The sequence below is a fragment of the Micromonospora globispora genome, from assembly GCF_003857015.1.
GTDB lineage: Bacteria > Actinomycetota > Actinomycetes > Mycobacteriales > Micromonosporaceae > Micromonospora > Micromonospora globispora.
Genome location: NZ_QGGF01000675.1, coordinates 1 through 1,812 on the forward strand (window position 1 = coordinate 1; position 1,812 = coordinate 1,812).

General features: G+C 76.0%; 1 protein-coding gene and 1 pseudogene. Both read right to left on the reverse strand.

Annotated elements, in window-relative coordinates; all coding sequences use genetic code 11:
* Positions 1-289 (reverse strand): annotated as a pseudogene (locus DKL51_RS31745) (hypothetical protein); the annotation flags it as partial.
* A gap of 113 nt (positions 290-402) precedes the next feature.
* Positions 403-1,812, reverse strand: a 1,410-nt coding sequence (locus DKL51_RS31750) for a C40 family peptidase (protein ID WP_185734990.1), incomplete at its 5' end; no start/stop codon positions are given.

Consider the following 1,812-nt stretch of genomic DNA (forward strand, 5'->3'; position numbering starts at 1 on the left):
GGGCAGTCGGCCGCTCGTCGCCGGGCGGTGGGGCGGCGACGCTGGCGACGCTCACCCGGGCCCGGGCGATCCCGGCGTCGGCCCGAGCGACCGCCGGGACCGCCGCGTCGATCCCTGCCCGGTTGCCGGAACCCTCGTCGCCCGGATCGGTGCCGGTGGACGCCGGTGCAGCGGCATGCGGGTCGGCGGTGCCGGTGCCGCCGTCAGGCGCGGTACCGGCCGGCCGGTCGGCGGAGCCGGGCACGGATCCGGGGTGGACCGTCTCCGCCGGAACCTGTTGCTCGCCCATGCTCGCCCTCCGCGCCACGCTCGCACCCGGACCGCAGCGTCGGGCCGGGAGTGTGCCTGGATCTCACCGTGCCACATTCCGGCCCAGCAGCACAGTCGGAGTGGACGGTTGGGTCAGCCGCTGGTGCTCGCGCTCGCCAAGGTGGTCTCCGAGGTGCTGGTCACCGAGGTGCTGGTCACCGGCTCGGCGGTGGTCGTCGTCGGGGACGGCTCGGTGGTCGTCACCGAGCTGGGCGCCGTGGACGGCTCCGTCGTCGGCGAGGTGGTCGGGCTCGTCGTCGGCGACGGGGACGTGCTCGGCGACGTCGACGGCGAGGTGGACGGGCTGGTGCTCGGGCTCGGCTTCGTGGTCGTCGGCGTCGGCGAAGGCGTACGGGTCGGCTTCGGCGTGGCCGTCCTCGACGGCGTCGGAGTCGCGCCCGGTTGCCCCGGGGCGCTCGTCCGCGGCGGCGCGGGGACCGAGGTGGCCGGGCCGGGCACCGCCCCGATGACGCGGGTGGCGGCGTAGAGCCGGCTCCAGCGGACCACGGAGATCTTGACGACGTCGCCGGTCCGTGGCGCCTCGACCATCTTGCCGCCGCCGATGTACATCGCGACGTGGTGGATCGTCGTCCAGCTGCTGCCCGAGGCGAAGAAGAGCAGGTCACCCGGGAGCAGGGCGTCGGGGTTCACGGTCCGGCCGCGGGTGGCGTAGTACTGGTCGCGGGAGACCCGGGGCAGGCCGTGGTAGCCGGCCGACTCGTACGCGGCCAGCATGAGGCCGGAGCAGTCGAACCGGTTCGGCCCCTCGGCCGCCCACAGGTACGGGTCCCCGAGCTGGGCCAGGGCGTACCGGACGGCGGCGAGTGCCCTCGGGTCGGCGACCAGCCCGCTGGCGTTCTGGCTGGTGACGTACGAGACGCCGATCTGCTGCTCGGCGGCGTCCTCGCGCTGCTCGGCCTCGAGCAGCTTCGCCGCGTTGTCCCGACGCAGCGTCAGCAGTCGGGTCTCCTGCTCGTGGTGCGCCTTCTCGACCGCGGCGTACTGGGCGTCGGTGCTGCGGGCCCGGGCCTCGGCGGCGGTGTACGCCTGCCGGGCGATCTGCTCGGCGGTGGTGGCCCGGGCGACCGCACCGGCGGCGGCGGTGGTCCCGCCGTCGGTCCGGTCGCCGCGGGTCATCCGCTGCAGCATGTCGAGGTCGTACAGGTCCGCGGCGAAGTCGCCGGGCGGGAGTGCGGCGGCGGCCTTGACCGCGTCGGCGGCGGCGACCTTGGCGGCCTCCTGGGCCTGCGCGAGCGCCGCCTGCGCCGTTTCGAGGTCGCGCTTCGCGAGGGTGAGCTGCGCCTGCGCCTCGGTGCGCTGCTGGCGCAGGCCGAGCAGTTGGTCGGCGAGCAGCCCGACCTGGGCGTCGACGGCGTCGATCTGGGCGAGGAGCGGGTTGTCGATGGGGTTGACGGTGCCGGGCGTGGTGCCCAGCGCGCCCGCCGTGCCGGTGCCGGGCAGGCTCGGGACCCCGCCGGGCAGCCGCAGCCCGCCGGCCGCGAC